The organism is Subtercola sp. YIM 133946, from assembly GCF_036553535.1.
GTDB lineage: Bacteria > Actinomycetota > Actinomycetes > Actinomycetales > Microbacteriaceae > Subtercola.
Map to the genome: position 1 here is coordinate 61,750 of NZ_JAZHPE010000050.1, position 14,828 is coordinate 76,577.

The following is a 14,828-nucleotide window of genomic DNA, read 5'->3' on the forward strand; positions in this document are numbered from 1 at the left end:
AGCCAATGCAATCGAACACAGTGCACGCCGACAGTATGGAGGACAAGCTGCGCGAGGTGGGAAACCCTGCGCTGCTCTACCGCAATCGCCCCTTCACGCGCACCCCGTTCCCGTTTCCGGCCGAGTACACCGGCTGGCCAGACGAGCAGCGCGCCTGGCGCGACGGCGTGACGCTCTTCGACCAGTCGCACATCATGACCGATGTGTTCTTCGAGGGTCCCGACGTAAAGCGGCTGTTCAGCGACTTCGGCGTCAACAGCATGGCCACCTTCGGCGCGGGACGAGCGAAGCAATACGTCGCGTGCAACCCCGACGGCATGGTCATCGGTGACGCCGTACTGTTCGCGCTGGCCGACGACCGCTACGACCTGGTCGGCAACGCCGACGGCCACATTGCGAAGTGGCTGATGTTCCAGATCGAGGCAGGCGACTACGACGTCGCCATCACGCTCGACCCGGCTTCACCGCGGCTGAGCGACCGCACGTACTTTCGTTACCAGTTGAACGGTCCACTGACGCGGAAGGTGATCGAGGCTGCGGCAAAGGGGAGCATCGACAGTATTGGTTTCTTCCGCATCGGTGAGATGACGATCGCTGGGCGTCGCGTTCATGCCCTCAACCACACGATGGCCGGTGTTCCGGGCGACGAGCTGACGGGATTGGAGCTGTTCGGCCCGGCAGAAGACGGACCCGAGGTTCTCGCCGCCCTGATCGCGGCGGGCAAGCCGTTCGATCTGCGCCTCGGCGGCTCGCGAGCCTACCCGTCGTCGGCGGCCGAATCGGGCTGGATCGCCCGCCCCGTGCCCGCAATCTACTCCGGGGAGGCAATGCGGCCCTACCGGGAGTGGCTCTCGGCCGCCGACCAGCAGGCGAACCCGTCGATGCAGGGCAGCTTCACCTCCGACGACATCGCCGACTACTACGCGACGCCGTGGGCGCTCGGGTACGGCCGCTTCATCGCGTACGACCACGACTTCGTCGGCCGCGATGCCCTCGAACGGCTGCAGGAGCGGCCCAAACGACAGAAAGTATGGCTGGTGTGGAACCAGGAGGATGTGATGCGCGTCATGCGCGACTCCCTGTTCGCCGAAGAGAGATCGCGGCCGCGCATCATCGACCTTCCGATGAGCTATCGCAACTACCACTACGACGCGGTGCTCGATCAGGCCGGTGCATCCGTCGGTCTCTCGATGTATGTGGTGTACACCGTCAACCTCGGTGATTTCGTCTCGCTCACGATGCTCGACGAATCGCTCGCGGTCGACGGCACCGAGGTCACAGTGGTGTGGGGGCAAGGCGATGGCGGCGCATCGAATCCGTTCACACTGCCCCATGTACAGACGACGGTACGGGCGACAGTGTCGACGCGCCCGCTGGTCTGACGACAGAGAGACGAAAACCTCAATGGCACACAGCACCCCCGCGCCCGACCGGCAAGCGGCCCGAGACCTGGTGGCGCACTTCTCGCTCGAGATGACAGGCAAAGACGTCGGCGCATTGCATGCGGCGCGCGACGTGATTCCGCCCGGCACCCGCATCAACGTCACCTTTCTGGGCAACGAAGACCTCCAGTTGAGAGTGGATGCCGCGGCCCTGGTGAGGCGGTTGGGCTTCGTTCCGGTACCGCACATCTCGGCTCGCCGACTCGGTTCGAGGCGGCAGCTCGAGGAGTTCCTCAGCCGGCTCCAGGAAGTGGGAGCCGCTGATTCGGTATTCGTCGTCGGCGGCGACCCCGCAGAACCCGAGGGACCTTACGCAGACACGCTCACGGTCATCCGAACCGGCGTCTTGCAGCAGTTCGGTGTAAGGCAGGTGTCGGTCGCGGGGTACCCGGAAGGGCATCCCGACATCAGCACCGACACCCTGTGGCGCCACCTCGAGGACAAGACCGCTGAACTGCGCGAGCAAGGTCTCTCTGCGGTGATCCTGACGCAGTTCGCCTTCGACACCGACCCCGTGATCGACTGGATAGCGTCGGTTCGCGCTCGCGACATCGACAGTACGATTCGCATCGGCACGCCGGGGCCCGCCGGTATTCGGCGGCTGCTCGGCTTCGCACGCCGATTCGGCATCGGCGCCAATGCAACCATTGTGAAGAAGTACGGGTTCTCGCTCGGCAACCTGATGGGAACGGCCGGACCCGATCGGTTCGTGACCGATCTGTCTGGCCGAGTAGCCGCAGACCCGTCAGCCGGCGATGTGAAGCTGCACTTCTACACGTTCGGCGGGCTGCTCGCGACGTCGCAGTGGGCGCGCGACTACGTCGCAGCGCAATCGTGAGCGGCGCGGGCGGCGTGGGCCGACGCAGGGCCGCCGTCGGGTGGCCCTCGAGTGAAGACAGAAATGATGTGCCGGAGGAGCAACAGAGATGACAGGTCAGAACACCACCCTCGACGACCGTGCCTGCCTCATCGTGCACGGCCCCGACCAGCCGGGACTGGTGGCGGCGGTGGCCGGCGTCATCTCTCGCACCGGGGGCAACATCGCCAGTCTCGACCAGTACTCCGACGACGCGAATGGGGGCGCGTTCTTCCAGCGGGTCGTGTTCCACAGGCCGGGGCTGACGGCGGCCCGGCCCGGCATCGAAGCAGAGCTTCAGAAGACGCTGGAACCATACGAGATGTCGTGGCATCTCAGCGAGCAGTCGACACCGAAACGTATGGCGATTCTGGCCTCGACCTCTGACCACTGCCTGCTCGAGCTGTTGTGGCAGCACCGCCGCGGTGAGCTGCCCGTCACCATTCCGATGGTCATCTCGAACCACACCACCACTGCAGACGACGTGCGTTCGTTCGGCGTGCCGTTCTTCCACGTTCCGTCGCAGGGCGCCGACAAGACCGCAGCAGAGGAGCGCATTCTCGAACTGCTCACAGGCAACGTCGACTTCATCGTGCTCGCTCGCTACATGCAGATTTTGTCGGAGTCGTTCATCGAGCGGGTCGGTGTGCCGGTCATCAACATCCACCACTCGTTTCTGCCGGCCTTCATCGGGGCGGGGCCCTACAAGAAGGCCAAAGAGCGCGGGGTGAAGCTGATCGGCGCCACCAGCCACTATGTGACGGCTGATCTCGACGAGGGGCCCATCATCGAACAGGATGTGACCCGGGTCGATCACTCACAGTCAGCCGCCGACCTGCAGACCCGCGGTGCCGAGGTCGAGCGGGCGGTGCTTGCCCGGGCGGTGCGGTGGCATGCCGAAGACCGCGTCATTCGATACGGCAACCAGACGATCGTCTTCTGAGACGGGCACCGGGCTTGCTGAGACTCAGGCCCCGGTCGGCCCGCTGAACGGCTCGGCCTGCCCGGTTGCCGCCCCGCCGAACGGCCCGCCGGCGCCGAAGGCGTACGCGGCGAACCGCTCGCCGATGAGGCGGTGGGTGGCCGGGTCGGGGTGCAGGTCGTCGGGCAGGGGCAGGTCGACCGAGTCGGCCTCGCCGTAGAGCTCGGTGCCGTCGAGGAAGTGCAGGTGGGCATCGGCCGACCGGCGCTCGGCGAGCGAGCGCAGTTCGCGGCGGATGACGCCCAGCGTGAGGCGCCCCTGGCTCTCGTCGCCCGGGGTACCGGTGGCGAGGAACTTCACCTGCGGCGTGCCGAGGCTCGCCGGGTCGATGCCGCCCGGGCCGGGAGTGTGCTCGTGGATGCCGCAGAAGATCGGCGAGATCAGCACCAGCGGTGTGGTCGGATGCCCGTCGCGGATGGTGTCGAGAAAGCCGTGCACGGCCGGCACGAAGGCGCGCAGGCGCATCGCGTCGAAATTCACCACGTTGATGCCGAGCTTGACGCTGATGAGGTCGGCCGGGGCATCGCGCATGACGCGGGCGAGAAACGGGTCGACCACGGCGCTGCCGCCGAGCCCGAGGTTGCGCAGCTCGACACCGCCGAGGCGTGCGGCGACGGCGGGCCAGATCTCGCTGGGGGCTGCGGCGTTCGAGCCGTGGCTGATCGAGCTGCCGTGGTGCATCCAGAGCCGCGGATGATCGGGCACCTCGCCGAGCGCGGCGTCGGAGTTCAACGCGACGACCTCGACCGTCTCGTTGTGGGGCAGCCACAGCTCGATTCGCTTCTCGTGGGCGGGCAGCCCGGCGAGCACGGTGGTGTGCGACGCACCGGAGACGGGTATGGCCGACCCGGTCTGCAGGTCGAGCTGCATCGCGTCGCCGCCCGTGAGCACGTCTCGCAGGGCGAGTCGGCCGTCGACGTAGGCGTCGATTGCGCCGCGTGGCCGGTCGGTGCCGACGTAGACGACCCGGGTGGGGTGGGTGACGAGCTCGATGCGGGTGGCCGCCGTGACGAAGGCGATGCGCACGCCGGAGGGCTGGGCCTCGGCGCCCAGCAACTGCGGGTCGGGGAACTGCTGCCGAATCCAGGTGGGAAGGCGGTGCGGGCGCACGCCGCGGTCGGTCGGCTCGAGTTCGGCGGCGCCGGAGACGAGGCCGAGGGTGAGGGGGGTGGTGATCATGCGTGCGGTTCTCTTTCTGCTTCGGCGATTGCTTCGGCTGCTTCGGTGACTGCCTCGGCTGCCTCGGCTGCCTCGGTGACGTCTCCTGGCCATGACGCGAGGGCGCCGTCGAGCACGTCGATCGCCCGCTGCCACGACACGTCGGAGTCGGGGCTGCGGTGATCGAAGGCGCCGACGCGCTCGAGCGCGAGAAAGCCGTTGATGGTTGCGCCGACCAGCCGGGTCGCGTGCACGAGTTCGCCCTCGTCGAGGTGGTAGCCCCGGAACACGGCCCAAGTCAGAGCGACGAGGCGCCGGGCATCCGCAGACTCGACGGTCGACGGCCCCGCGGGGGTCTGCAGCGCCGCCCAGCGGCCCGGTCGTTCGCGGGCGAAGTCGCGGTAGGCGCGAACGAGACCGACGAGCGCCTCGCGACCGGAACGCCCGGCGATCTCGGTACCGAGGCGGTCGGCCAGTTCGCCGAGCGCAAGCTCGTGGATGCCCTCGAGCACGGCCGCGCGGTCGCGAACGTGCGAGTACAGGCTCGCCGGCTGAACGCCCAGGTGACGGGCGAGTTCTGACACAGTGACAGCGTCGTAGCCGTCTCTGTCGGCCAGCTCGGCCGCTGCCGCGAGCACCGCTCGCCGGTTCAGATTCATCCGTGCCATGCCTCAAACCTACATGCTGTAGGCAGAAACCGATACACAGTCGGCAAGCGCCCAGCTGCAGCGGCACCGAACCGCGAGAAGAACCATCGCATTTCTCGGAATGGCAAGATCGGCCGATTCTGGCAGTTCTGAGTGGCCGAATGAGGCCGCGCTCGGCAGTGTGCGCTGTTACTGTACAGAACGGTCCTCGCCGAGATCGCGTCCAGTGCCGCATCCGGCTGCAAGTCGACCGCCCCAATCGTGCGTCGAAGGAGACCACTATGCGTATCGGTGTCGTTGCAGAGACGGCCGACGGCGAGACCCGTGTCGCCGCCACGCCGTCGACCGTCGTGCAGCTGCTGAAGCTGGGCTATGAGGTGAGTGTGCAGGCGGGCGCCGGCGAGGCGTCGGCCTACCCCGATGTTGACTACGCCGCGGCCGGCGCGGTGATCGTCGACCGCATCGATGCCTGGAGCGCCGAGGTGGTGCTGACGGTGAATGCGCCGTCGGATGCCGAACTCGCCCTGCTCGCCGAGCGTGCGACGCTCGTGTCGTGGCTCTCGTCGGGTCTGAACCCGGGTGTGGTCGAAAAGCTCGTGGCCCTGCCGATCACGGCTCTGGCGGTCGATGCGGTGCCGCGTATCTCGCGCGCGCAGTCGATGGATGTGCTGTCGTCGACCGCGAACATCTCGGGCTACCGGGCAGTGGTGGAGGCGGCGAACCGGTTCGGCCGGTTCTTCACCGGTCAGGTCACGGCGGCGGGCAAGGTGCCACCGGCGAAGGTGCTGGTCGCCGGCGCCGGTGTCGCCGGTCTGGCCGCGATCGGCGCCGCTTCGAGCATGGGCGCCATCGTTCGGGCAACGGACCCGCGCCCCGAGGTAGCCGAGCAGGTGAAGTCGATCGGCGGAACGTATCTCGCCGTCGAGGTCGCCGAGCAGACGCAATCCTCGAGCGACGGGTACGCCAAGGCCACCAGCGAGGCCTACAACGCGCGGGCTGCGGAGATCTATTCAGAGCAGGCCGCAGATGTCGACATCATCATCACCACCGCGAACATCCCGGGCCGCAGGGCGCCGGTGCTCATCACAGCGGCGGATGTCGCGGCCATGAAGTCGGGCAGCGTCATCGGCTACACCGATCTCGCCCGCCGGCTGCCCGCGCAGGCGTCGCAGCTGTACGGTCAGAACCTCGTCAACCTGCTCAAGCTGCTCACCCCGGGTAAAGACGGCCGGCTGGTCCTCGATCACAGCGATGTCGTGCAGCGCGCCATCACCGTCGCGCAGAACGGTGAGAAGCTGTGGCCACCGCCCCCCGTGCAGGTCTCGGCGGCCCCGGCCGCCGCCGCGGCATCCCCAGTTCTGACCGCGCCGGCGAAGAAGACTGGGATGTCGCGAACGGCCAAGGCTGTTCTGACGGTCGTCGGTATCGCGGTGTTGTTCGGCGTGGTCGCGGTCGCGCCGGAGCCGCTGCCGCAGCACATCACCGTGCTCGTGCTCGCGGTCGTGATCGGGTTCTACGTGATCGGCAAGGTGCACCACGCCCTGCACACCCCGCTGATGAGCGTGACGAACGCGATCTCGGGCATCGTCGTGGTCGGCGCCATGCTGCAGCTCACGATCGACGACCCGGCGACCCGTATCCTCGCGAGCGTCGCCGTGCTGCTGGCCAGCATCAACATCTTCGGCGGCTTCGCCGTCTCCCGCCGCATGCTGCGCATGTTCTCGAAGGACTGATCAATGACACCCGACTCTCTTTCAACGCTCACCCTGGCCATTTCGGGGGCGGCGTACCTCGTCGCCGCCTTGCTGTTCATCCTCAGTCTCGCCGGGCTCTCGCGGCACGAGACCGCCCGGCGCGGCCTCGGTTACGGTATCGCCGGCATGATCATCGCCCTCGTCGCCACCATCGTGCTCGTGGTGCAGAACGCGAGCGTCGCCGCGATCATCCTGCTCGTTCTCGCCCTCGTCGTGGGTGGTGCGATCGGGTTGTGGCGGGCCGCCCGGGTGCAGATGACGGGGATGCCGCAGTTCATCGCCCTGCTGCACTCGTTCGTCGGCCTCGCCGCCGTGCTCATCGGCTGGAACGGCTACCTCGAGACGGCCGACGTCGCGCCCGACCTCGTCGGCGTCCACCGCGGAGAGATCTTCGTCGGCATCTTCATCGGCGCCGTCACCTTCACCGGATCGATCATCGCGTACCTGAAGCTCTCGGCCCGCATCAAGAGCGCGCCACTCGTGCTGCCCGGCCGCAACATCTTCAACCTGGCCGCGCTGGGCCTGTTCGTCGTTCTCACGGCGTGGTTCGTGATCACCCCCGACCTCTGGCTGCTGATCGCGGTCACCGTTCTGGCGCTGCTGCTCGGCCTGCACCTCGTCGCCTCCATCGGCGGCGGCGACATGCCCGTGGTGGTCTCGATGCTGAACAGCTATTCGGGCTGGGCTGCCGCAGCGAGCGGGTTCCTGCTCAACAACGACCTGCTCATCATCACAGGCGCCCTCGTAGGCTCGTCGGGTGCGTACCTGAGCTACATCATGTGCAAAGCCATGAACCGGTCGTTCATCTCGGTCATCGCCGGTGGTTTCGGTATCGCCGCACCCAGCCAGAGCGCTGAAGAGACCGGCGAACACCACGAGATCACCGCCGACGAGACGGCCCAGCTGCTCGACGAGGCGAAGTCTGTCGTGATCACCCCGGGATTCGGCATGGCGGTCGCCCAGGCCCAGTACCCCGTCGCCGAACTCGCCCGCGCGCTGCGTGACCGAGGCGTGACCGTGCGGTTCGGCATCCACCCCGTCGCGGGCCGCCTGCCCGGGCACATGAACGTGCTGCTCGCCGAGGCCAAGGTGCCCTACGACATCGTGCTCGAGATGGACGAGATCAACGACGACCTGCCCGGCACCTCGGTCGTGCTCGTCATCGGCGCCAACGACACCGTGAACCCCGCAGCCGCCCTCGACCCTGGCAGCCCCATCGCCGGCATGCCCGTGCTGAAGGTGTGGGAGGCCGAAGAGGTCATCGTGTTCAAGCGCTCGATGGCGTCGGGCTATGCCGGTGTCGCCAACCCGCTGTTCTACCGCGACAACACCCGCATGCTCTTCGGCGACGCCAAAGACCGCGTCGAAGAGATCGTTCGCGCCCTCAGCGAGGTGCGGGCGTGAGGTGTCAGGGCGCGCTGCGGCCTGGTCGCCGTTCGGCGATCGCGTCGGGGCCCGGCCGCCGGGTCGTCGGTTGCTGGTAGTCTGAAGGTCTGACTGGCCACGTTGGCTCGTGTGGTCGAGGCTGAGAACGCCTCCGATCCGAGGCTCGAAACCTCCGGCATCCGTAAAAAGAACCCGGAGGTTTTTTTCTTGTCATCGACCCCTTCGACCGCCACCGCATCGCACCCCGTGGCGTCGCCCGCGAACCGCAACCGGTGGCGCGCCCTGTTCGTGCTCGCGCTCACCCAGCTCGTCGTCGTGCTCGACGGCACGATCGTCAACATCGCCCTGCCCCAGGCTCAGATCGACCTCGGCATGACCGACACCGAGCGGCAGTGGGTGGTGACCGCGTACGCCCTGGCGTTCGGTTCGCTGCTGCTGCTCGGCGGCCGCATCGCCGACTACTGGGGGCGCAGGCGAGCGTTCATGGTCGGCATGCTCGGGTTCGGTGCGGCATCCGTTCTCGGCGGCCTCGCCCAGAACAACACCGAGCTGATCGTCGCGCGGGGGTTGCAGGGGGCGTTCGCCGCGTTGCTCGCCCCGGCCGCGCTGGCGCTGCTCACCGTCACCTTCACGCACGGCAGAGAGCGCAACACAGCCTTCGCGGTGTTCGGCACGGTGGCCGGCGCGGGCGCCGCCGTCGGCCTCGTGCTGGGCGGGGTGCTCACCGAGTTCGCCAGCTGGCGCTGGTGCCTGCTGGTCAACGTGTTCTTCGTCATCGTGGGCCTTGTGGGCGCGCTGCTGTTCGTGACCGAGAGCAAGGCCGAGGGCGACAACCGCTACGACCTGCTCGGTGCGATCACGGTCACGCTCGGCCTCGGCTCACTGGTCTACGGCTTCAGCCTCGCCGAAGGCGGCTGGGGCACGCCGCAGACCATCGGCTTTCTGACGGCCGGTGTCATTCTGCTCGTGCTGTTCGTCGTGGTCGAGTCGAAGGTGGCGCAGCCGCTGCTGCCCCTGCGCGTGGTGGTGAACCGTGTTCGAGGTGGCGCGTTCCTGATGCAGGCCATCGCGGGCAGCGTCATGATCGGCGCGATGCTCTACCTCACGTTCCACCTGCAGATCGTGCTCGGCATGGCCCCGCTGGTGGCGGGGCTGGCCACGCTGCCCCTGCCGATCGCCATCACGGCGGTGGCCCCGGTCGCGACGAGGCTGCTCGCCTCGGTCGGCCCTCGACCGCTGATGATCGTCGGGCCAGTCATCGTGGCGGCGGGGCTGTTCTACCTGAGCTTCATCACCGCCGACGGCGGCTACGTCGCGCAGGTTCTGCCGGGAATGGTGCTGCTCGGCATCGGAATGGCGTTCATCTTCATTCCGCTGCAGAACGTCGCCCTGAGCGGCATCGCACCACACGACGCCGGTGCCGCTTCGGCGACGGTGAACGCGGCGATGCAGATCGGCGGGTCGATCGGGTTGTCGATCTTCACGGCGATCTACGTCTCGGCAAGCACGCACACGGCGGCCACGACGCCCGGGCTGCCGGCCCTCACGGCCGGGTATTCGGCCATCTTCGTCGCGGCGGCGATCGCGATGCTGGCCGCTGCGGTGATCGCCGTCGTCTTCATTCGGGGCCCGAAGGCAGAGCTGATGCCGGAGGGCGCCCCCGACCTGGTGCACATCGGCTGACCCCTGTCGTCTCGCCTGACCCGACTGACAGAATCGAGAGAAGGCAGACGACGAGTACAGGGGGTTCGGCATGTCGAACGGTGCAGACGACTCCGAGCGCGACCTCGGGCGGCTGGTCACGTTCACCGATGCGGTGGTGGCCATCGCGATCACCCTGATCGTGCTGCCGCTGGTCGAGTCGGCTCGTGAGCACGCGACCGAGCCGGCGATCGCGTACCTGCGCTCCGACGCGCTGAACATTCTGGCGGCCGCGCTGAGCTTCCTCGTGATCGCCACGTTCTGGAAGCAGCATCACCGGCTGTACAAGCACGTCGACATGCCCACCCACGGGCTGGTGAACGCCAACCTGCTGTGGGTCGCCGGCATCATCTTCCTGCCGGTGCCGTCGGTGCTGAACCTGGGCAACCCCGACGCGGATGCCCTGGGCTCGGCGATCTACATCGTCACCATCATCGTCACTCAGGTGGGCGTGCGCATCCAGGAGCTGCTGCTGGTGCGTGCGAACTGCTTCGAGCCGGGCTATGCGCCGGTGGCCCGGTACCTCTGGGCGCACTGGATCACGGTCGCCCTCACCGTGGTCGCCCTCGTGCTGACCATCGTGTTTCCGAACCTGGGGCCGCTGAGCCTCGCGGTGCTACTCTTGGCGCGCCCGATCAATCGGGCGGTGCGACGGGGCGAGACCCCGATCGAACGCAGCCAGCGCATTCTCTGAACGAAGGAGTCAGCATGCCTGACGTCACCGGCATCGGCGGCCTCTTCTTTCGCAGTCGCGACGCCGACGCGCGGGCGGCGTGGTACCGCGAACACCTCGGCGTCGACGCCGGCTACGGCGGGTGGCAGCACCAGGCGGGAACCACGGTGTTCGCACCGTTCCCCGCCGACTCCGACTATTTCGAGGCCGATCAGCCGTTCATGCTCAACCTGCGGGTGAGCGAGCTCGACGCGCTCGCCGCCCGGCTCGAGGCAGCCGGCATCGCCGTCGAGCGTCGCGACGAGTGGAACGCCGGTGAGTACGGGCGGTTCGCGCGCATCCACGACCCGGAGGGTCTGCCCATCGAGCTGTGGCAGCCGCCCGGCGCCTGACGCGCGCTCAGAGACGGTCGCGCTGGCGTTCCTGGGCCACCACGGCCGCACGGTCGGGCAGCCGGCGCAGCGCCGCATAGGGCATGCGAAGGCGCGGGTTCGACGCCAGCACCGGCTCGGTGCGGTCGAGGAACGCCCAGTATCCCGCGGTGAACGGGCAGGCATCCTCGCCGAGGCGCACCTTCGGATCGAACCGGCAGCCCCCGCAGTGATCGCTCATCGAGTGGATGTACGCGCCCCCCGACGCGTACGGCTTGGTCGCCACGATGCCCCCGTCGGCGTGCTGCGACATGCCGATCACGTTCGCCGCCATCACCCACGGGGTGCCGTCGACGAACATGTCGGCGAACCACGCGCTGAGCGCCGCCGGATCGTAGCCGCGCTGCAGCGCCCAGTTGCCGATCACCATCAGGCGCTGGATGTGGTGCGCCCAGCCGTGCTCGTGCAGCCCCTCGATGGCGTGGCTGAGGCAGTTCGCCTCGATGGCGGCGAAGTCGAGCTCGGTGAACTCGCGCGGCAGCGGAGCGGTGGCGCCGAGCGCGTTGTTCGTGGTCGTGTACTGCTCGCCGAGGTGCCAGTAGAGGTGCCAGATGTAGTCGCGCCAGCCGATGATCTGCCGCACGAACCCTTCCACGCTCGCCAGCGGTGCACGCCCTGCCTCATACTCGTGGGCGACCGCATCCACGACCTCGCGGGGGTCGAGCAGCCCCAGGTTCAGCGGAGCGCTCAGCAGCGAGTGCGCCATGGTCCAGTCGCCCGTCAGGGTGGCGTCTTCGAACGGGCCGAAGTCGTTCAGGCGGCTGCCGATGAAGTCGTCGAGCGCCAGGTTCGCCTCGGCTTCGGTGACGGCGAACCGCCGTGGGGCATCCGCCCCCACCAGCCGCACGAGCCCGGCGGCCTGCCAACGGTCGAGGTCGGCGCGCACCCCGGCGTCGATGTCGTCTTCGGTGGGCCACCACGGGTCGGGCAGTCCGAGCGTCACGGCACCCTTCGGCGGGGAGTGCCGGTTCTGGGCGTCGTAGTTCCACTCGCCGCCGGCCGGTGTCTCGCCCTGCATCAGGATGCCCGTGCGCTGCCGCACCGAGCGGTAGAAGTCTTCGAGCAGTAGCCTGCGCCCGCCGCGGCTGCCGGCCCAGAGCGCGAAGTCGGCCTCGCTGGTGACGAACCCCCGGCTGGGCAGCACAGTTGCACCGATGCGTCTGACGTAGCGCCGGGCGCGGTACGACGTGGGGTCGACGACCTCAAGGTCGGTGCGGCCCCGCACGACGTCGCCGTACCGCTCGACCTGGTGGAACTCGGCCCGGTCGCCGAGCTCGGCGGCGCGATGCCGAAGCGCCGAGAGAATCAGGTGCGCCTTCGCACGGTGCAGGGGGCGCCGGCCGAACACCGAGCGCGCCTCGATGAGCAGCACGGGGCCGCCGTCGTCGAACTGCGAACCCAGCTGACCGGCGAACAGCCAGCGACGCCTAGCCGGCATTCGGCAACAACACCTCGACCTGGCCGTCGGTGACGCGCACGTCGAACCGCGGCTGGGGGCTGGTGGCCGGGCCATGCACAACCTCGCCCGTGTCGAGCGAGAAGACGCTGCTGTGCCAGGGGCAGGTCACGCAGGCCTCGCCTCCGCCGACGTCGGTGACGGCACCGCCGTCGCCCAAGCTCAGCTCACCTTCGTCGAGCGGGCCCGACAGGTGGCTGCAGACGTTCGAGAGCACGTCGACCCGGTCGCCCCTCCGGTAGACGAGCAGCGGCTGGTCGGCCACGACGCGCCGCGCGAGCTCGTTGTCGGGAAGATCGTCGAGCGCGGCGAGCGCCTGCCAGCCGGTGGGGAAGACGTGCGGCACGTCTTCGGCGTGGTTCGCGCCGGCGGCCTGTCGGTAGCTGAGGTGCCCGCCGAGAAAACCGGCACCCGACACGGTGGCGAGGCCGGCGAGGGCGAGCAGCTTGCCGCTGCCCTGCTTGCCGCGCGAGCGCTGTACGAAGGAGGCGGTGTAGAGGCCGGTGGCGATGATGTTCGCGGCGGCGTGCACCAACCCCACGCGCATCTGCTGCTCGTGCAGCTCAGACCAGTCTGTCCAGCCCGACACCGCGGCCGGCAGTACGCTCAGCACACCGACGCCGATGAGCGCCTGTGCCGCCGTGTCGGTGCCGCGCACGGGCAGCAGGTCGAGGATCGCGGCCGAAGTGAAGGCCCCGACGGGTATCTGCACCTCGACCGGGTGCAGCGGATGCCCGAACGGCACGCCGTGCAGCAGGTCGCGCAGTGCCTGGGGCCGGATGACCGACCGCACGACGCCCTGAACGCGGCCGACGAGCGGATCGAGCGCGCTCGCATTCTCGACCGCCGTGATCGCCTTGACGAAGCGGAGCTCTTTCATCGCCGTACCTCTCTGTTGGTGGTTCTCCTGCTGGTAAATGCCGCACGGTAGCGGCGCGGAACACTCCAATGGCTGCCGAACTCGGCGTCGAACGACACCGGATCGAACGGGCTGTCGCCGCCGGCCGGGTAACTCGTCAGTTCGCCGACGACTACGCGGTCGGGCAGGTGATAGAGGTCGACCCGCACGAAGTCGGTGTCGCGGGCCAGCGTCTCGGCCAGCTCGATCATCTCCGCGAGCCGCCGCGGCCGGGGCCGCGGGGTCGCCGCCCAGGGCGGGCCACCGCTCAGCGGCAGGTGGTGCCAGTCGGGGCGGTAGAAGTCTTGCGTTCGATCGCCGAACCGCCCGGCATCCACCTGGATGTACTGGCACGTCTGGTGGAAGACGAAGAATTTGTAGTCGTCGGGAATCGACCCGTCGGGGGCGGCGAGTACCTCTTCGACGATGACGCGCGGGGTCACGCGGCTGTAGGCCCATTCATGGTTCGGGCCGCGCCCATAGAGCTTCTGCAGCCACGATGCGGCGGTGGCCACGAGCGCATCGATGTTCGCGTGCGGCGCCTGCACGTGCTGGTACACCCAGCCCCAGTCGGGTCGGGTGAGCCGCGCCGTCTCGGGAGCATCGGGCGACACCACGACGACCGCGCCGCTGCCGTGGGTGGGCTTCACGACGAAGCTCTCGGGCAGGTCGACCGTTCGCAGCCCCTCCGCGTCGTCGAGCACGGCGATGCAGCGCGGCAGGTGGTGGTCGCCGACGGCGGCCGTGACATAGTCGCGCACCGCGGCCTTGTCGGCGAAGGTGACCAGCAGGTCGCGGTGGTCGCGCAGCATCTTGTACCGCACCTTCTCGGTGAAGGTGCGCGGGTTTCTCGTACGCAGCAACTGCCACGCGCGACCGGCCATGCTTCGTCTCCCTCTGCGGCGCCGTCAGCAGAGCGACGGTTCGATCATCCTGCTCGCTTCGTCGACCTTTCGGCAGGGGTTGCGCCGGGCGGCCCGAAAGTGGCGGCCGGCGCGCGGCGCCGCTGCGCGAGGGTCGCTACACACAGAACCCCGGCGATGGCCAGCCCCTGTGGTGGGCGGATGCGCGACCTAGGCTGCTTGCGGTCACAACCGCGCCGACCGGCCGGCGACCCGCACGGCACTCGTGCACCAGCAGCACCTATCGAAGGACGCCACGTCATGCTCGGTCTCATCATCAGCCTCATCGTCATCGGACTGATCGCCGGCGCCCTTGCGCGGCTCATCATTCCCGGTCGCCAGAACATCTCCATTCCGATGACCATCCTGCTCGGCATCGTCGGTTCGTTCGTGGGCGGCTTTCTCGGCTTCCTGATCTTTCAGCACGACCCGATGGACGGCTTCTTCCAGCCCGCGGGCATCATCGGTTCGGTCATCGGCGCCGTGATCGTGCTCTTCATCTGGACACGGTTCGCCGGGCGCTCCGCGGCACACCGGTAGTC

General features: G+C 68.3%; 14 protein-coding genes. 9 read left to right on the forward strand and 5 right to left on the reverse strand.

The window, feature by feature from the left end:
• The first annotated feature begins 5 nt into the window (after positions 1-5).
• The 3 genes from V3W46_RS17290 (at position 6) to purU (ending at position 3,241) form a co-directional block, all read left to right on the forward strand.
• Positions 6-1,382, forward strand: coding sequence for an aminomethyl transferase family protein (locus V3W46_RS17290; RefSeq protein ID WP_331784383.1), 1,377 nt, complete (start codon positions 6-8; stop codon positions 1,380-1,382).
• 22 nt (positions 1,383-1,404) lie between these two features.
• Complete coding sequence (locus V3W46_RS17295) at positions 1,405-2,280, forward strand: methylenetetrahydrofolate reductase (RefSeq protein WP_331784384.1); 876 nt, start codon at positions 1,405-1,407, stop codon at positions 2,278-2,280.
• An 88-nt stretch (positions 2,281-2,368) separates the two neighbouring features.
• A complete protein-coding gene (gene purU, locus V3W46_RS17300; RefSeq protein WP_331784385.1) occupies positions 2,369-3,241 on the forward strand; it encodes a formyltetrahydrofolate deformylase in 873 nt (290 codons plus the stop codon).
• A 24-nt stretch (positions 3,242-3,265) separates the two neighbouring features.
• Here purU and V3W46_RS17305 read toward each other — a convergent pair whose 3' ends face one another.
• On the reverse strand, positions 3,266-4,459 hold the full coding sequence (locus V3W46_RS17305; protein WP_331784386.1) for a GDSL-type esterase/lipase family protein: 1,194 nt from the start codon (positions 4,457-4,459) through the stop codon (positions 3,266-3,268).
• Positions 4,456-5,106 (reverse strand): TetR/AcrR family transcriptional regulator, encoded by a 651-nt coding sequence (locus V3W46_RS17310; protein WP_331784387.1) that lies wholly within the window; start codon positions 5,104-5,106, stop codon positions 4,456-4,458. Before V3W46_RS17310 ends, V3W46_RS17305 begins: the two co-directional genes overlap by 4 nt.
• A gap of 260 nt (positions 5,107-5,366) precedes the next feature.
• Between V3W46_RS17310 and V3W46_RS17315 the strand changes: the two genes are divergently transcribed.
• From V3W46_RS17315 to V3W46_RS17335, 5 genes are all read left to right on the forward strand, one after another.
• The gene (locus V3W46_RS17315; protein WP_331784388.1) at positions 5,367-6,818 is read left to right on the forward strand and encodes a Re/Si-specific NAD(P)(+) transhydrogenase subunit alpha; all 1,452 of its coding nucleotides are present in this window, start codon (positions 5,367-5,369) and stop codon (positions 6,816-6,818) included.
• A gap of 3 nt (positions 6,819-6,821) precedes the next feature.
• Complete coding sequence (gene pntB, locus V3W46_RS17320; protein ID WP_331784389.1) at positions 6,822-8,243, forward strand: Re/Si-specific NAD(P)(+) transhydrogenase subunit beta; 1,422 nt, start codon at positions 6,822-6,824, stop codon at positions 8,241-8,243.
• Between the two features lie 189 nt (positions 8,244-8,432).
• Positions 8,433-9,908, forward strand: a complete 1,476-nt coding sequence (locus tag V3W46_RS17325; RefSeq protein ID WP_331784390.1) for an MFS transporter — start codon at positions 8,433-8,435, stop codon at positions 9,906-9,908.
• A gap of 70 nt (positions 9,909-9,978) precedes the next feature.
• Positions 9,979-10,620, forward strand: coding sequence for a TMEM175 family protein (locus tag V3W46_RS17330; protein ID WP_331784391.1), 642 nt, complete (start codon positions 9,979-9,981; stop codon positions 10,618-10,620).
• Between the two features lie 14 nt (positions 10,621-10,634).
• Positions 10,635-10,991 carry a VOC family protein gene (locus tag V3W46_RS17335; RefSeq protein ID WP_331784392.1) on the forward strand — a complete coding sequence of 119 codons (357 nt, stop codon included), beginning with the start codon at positions 10,635-10,637 and terminating at the stop codon, positions 10,989-10,991.
• 7 nt (positions 10,992-10,998) lie between these two features.
• Here V3W46_RS17335 and V3W46_RS17340 read toward each other — a convergent pair whose 3' ends face one another.
• From V3W46_RS17340 to V3W46_RS17350, 3 genes are read right to left on the reverse strand one after another with little or no spacing between them, the layout of a single operon-like run.
• Positions 10,999-12,468, reverse strand: a complete 1,470-nt coding sequence (locus V3W46_RS17340) for a cryptochrome/photolyase family protein (RefSeq protein ID WP_331784393.1) — start codon at positions 12,466-12,468, stop codon at positions 10,999-11,001.
• Positions 12,458-13,366 carry a Rieske 2Fe-2S domain-containing protein gene (locus V3W46_RS17345; RefSeq protein WP_331784394.1) on the reverse strand — a complete coding sequence of 303 codons (909 nt, stop codon included), beginning with the start codon at positions 13,364-13,366 and terminating at the stop codon, positions 12,458-12,460. The genes V3W46_RS17340 and V3W46_RS17345 overlap by 11 nt, the downstream gene beginning before the upstream one ends.
• The gene (locus V3W46_RS17350; RefSeq protein WP_331784395.1) at positions 13,363-14,268 is read right to left on the reverse strand and encodes an ATP-grasp fold amidoligase family protein; all 906 of its coding nucleotides are present in this window, start codon (positions 14,266-14,268) and stop codon (positions 13,363-13,365) included. Before V3W46_RS17350 ends, V3W46_RS17345 begins: the two co-directional genes overlap by 4 nt.
• A 279-nt stretch (positions 14,269-14,547) precedes the next feature.
• On the opposite strand from V3W46_RS17350, the gene V3W46_RS17355 reads away from it, so the two are divergent.
• Positions 14,548-14,826 (forward strand): GlsB/YeaQ/YmgE family stress response membrane protein, encoded by a 279-nt coding sequence (locus V3W46_RS17355; RefSeq protein WP_331784396.1) that lies wholly within the window; start codon positions 14,548-14,550, stop codon positions 14,824-14,826.
• Positions 14,827-14,828 lie beyond the last annotated feature (2 nt).

Excerpts from the sequence above, each read along its gene's own strand:
- V3W46_RS17290 (WP_331784383.1), top strand. The coding sequence starts at position 6 with ATGCAATCGAACACAGTGCACGCCGACAGTATGGAGGACAAGCTGCGC.
- V3W46_RS17295 (WP_331784384.1), top strand. The coding sequence starts at position 1,405 with ATGGCACACAGCACCCCCGCGCCCGACCGGCAAGCGGCCCGAGACCTG.
- purU (WP_331784385.1), top strand. The coding sequence starts at position 2,369 with ATGACAGGTCAGAACACCACCCTCGACGACCGTGCCTGCCTCATCGTG.
- V3W46_RS17305 (WP_331784386.1), bottom strand. The coding sequence starts at position 4,459 with ATGATCACCACCCCCCTCACCCTCGGCCTCGTCTCCGGCGCCGCCGAA.
- V3W46_RS17310 (WP_331784387.1), bottom strand. The coding sequence starts at position 5,106 with ATGGCACGGATGAATCTGAACCGGCGAGCGGTGCTCGCGGCAGCGGCC.
- V3W46_RS17315 (WP_331784388.1), top strand. The coding sequence starts at position 5,367 with ATGCGTATCGGTGTCGTTGCAGAGACGGCCGACGGCGAGACCCGTGTC.
- pntB (WP_331784389.1), top strand. The coding sequence starts at position 6,822 with ATGACACCCGACTCTCTTTCAACGCTCACCCTGGCCATTTCGGGGGCG.
- V3W46_RS17330 (WP_331784391.1), top strand. The coding sequence starts at position 9,979 with ATGTCGAACGGTGCAGACGACTCCGAGCGCGACCTCGGGCGGCTGGTC.
- V3W46_RS17335 (WP_331784392.1), top strand. The coding sequence starts at position 10,635 with ATGCCTGACGTCACCGGCATCGGCGGCCTCTTCTTTCGCAGTCGCGAC.
- V3W46_RS17340 (WP_331784393.1), bottom strand. The coding sequence starts at position 12,468 with ATGCCGGCTAGGCGTCGCTGGCTGTTCGCCGGTCAGCTGGGTTCGCAG.
- V3W46_RS17345 (WP_331784394.1), bottom strand. The coding sequence starts at position 13,366 with ATGAAAGAGCTCCGCTTCGTCAAGGCGATCACGGCGGTCGAGAATGCG.
- V3W46_RS17350 (WP_331784395.1), bottom strand. The coding sequence starts at position 14,268 with ATGGCCGGTCGCGCGTGGCAGTTGCTGCGTACGAGAAACCCGCGCACC.
- V3W46_RS17355 (WP_331784396.1), top strand. The coding sequence starts at position 14,548 with ATGCTCGGTCTCATCATCAGCCTCATCGTCATCGGACTGATCGCCGGC.